This is a genomic window from Marinomonas pollencensis, assembly GCF_003387375.1.
In the GTDB taxonomy this organism is placed as follows: Bacteria; Pseudomonadota; Gammaproteobacteria; order Pseudomonadales; family Marinomonadaceae; genus Marinomonas; species Marinomonas pollencensis.
This window is the reverse complement of the sequence record NZ_QUNG01000038.1, coordinates 1-1,366: the sequence shown is the minus strand read 5'-3', so window position 1 is coordinate 1,366 and position 1,366 is coordinate 1. Positions and strand designations below refer to the sequence as shown.

The 1,366-nt window shown below is 47.3% G+C and carries 1 protein-coding gene; it reads left to right on the top strand.

The window, feature by feature from the left end; all coding sequences use genetic code 11:
• On the top strand, window positions 1–1,301 hold a 1,301-nt coding region (locus DFP81_RS18080; RefSeq protein WP_245959214.1), incomplete at its 5' end, for a TRAP transporter large permease subunit.
• Between the last annotated feature and the right edge of the window lie 65 nt (window positions 1,302–1,366).

The following is a 1,366-nucleotide window of genomic DNA, read 5'->3' as shown; positions in this document are numbered from 1 at the left end:
ATGGATATGGAGGACGAAGAATGACATTAACGATTTTCTTGGTCGTGTTAATGGGCTCTATTTTATTGGGTCTACCGGTTTCGTTTGCGTTACTGCTGTCTTCTATGGCGCTGATGTTCCATATGGATTTGTTTAGTGCGGACATTTTGTCCAATGCGCTGATCAATGGTGTAGACAGCTTTACCTTGTTGGCGATTCCTTTCTTTTTGGTGGCTGGCGAAGTGATGTCAGTGGGTGGCTTGTCGATGCGCATTGTGCGTCTTGCCAATGCATTCGTGGGACACCGTAAAGGAGGGCTGGGTTATGTGGCCATTCTGACGTCGATTTTACTTGCTGGTTTGTCGGGCTCTGCCGTGGCCGATGCGGCTGCCTTGGTGAGTATCTTGTATCCGATGATGCGTGATGCCAAATACCCTGAAGGCTCTTCGATTGGCTTATTGGCCTCTGGTGGCATTATCGCGCCAGTAATCCCGCCGTCTATTCCGCTTATCTTGATCGGTGTTGCGGGGGGGATCTCGATTAAAAACCTCTTTATTGGCGGTATTGTTCCTGGGCTAATTATGGGCCTGACCTTGCTGTTTTTATGGTATTTCTTGGTGCGCAAAGAGTCTTTGCCAGTGGAGAAAAAGGCTTCTGCTAAAGAGCGCCTAGCCGCACTAAAAGATGGTATTTGGGCTTTGTTCCTGCCATTTATCATTCTGGGGGGGATTCGCTTTGGGATCTTTACACCAACAGAAGCGGCGGTGGTGGCCGCGGTGTACGCCATTTTAGTGTCGGTGTTTATTTACCGTGAATTAACCTTCCGTAAATTGTATTTGGTATTAGGCCGAGCCGGTCGTTCCACCGCGATGGTGATGTTTCTGGTTGGCTGTGCCATGGTCGCTGCCTGGTTAATTACCGTCGCGCAATTGCCACAACAACTGGCGCAATTGCTGGAACCACTGATCGACAGCCCGCGCTTATTGATGGCGGTGATCATGTTGTTGGTGTTCTTGGTTGGCATGGTGATGGACTTAAGCCCTACCATTCTGATTTTAGTGCCACTGCTAATGCCAGTGGTAAAAATGGCTGGGATTGATCCTGTCTACTTCGGTTTGATGTTCGTAATTAACACTTCTATTGGCTTAATCACGCCGCCAGTGGGCAATGTGTTAAATGTGGTTTGTGGGGTCTCTCGAGTCCCTATGTCTGCGGCTATAAAAGGCATCATGCCCTTTATTGGCGCCTATGTTTTGCTACTAATACTCTTCATAGTATTTCCTAGCATTATTACTGTTCCGATGAAATTGATAATTGGTTAACCCTCAAGGAGAAAAATAATGATAAAAATAAAAACGTTACTGAAGGGTATGGGTCTTGCGTCTGC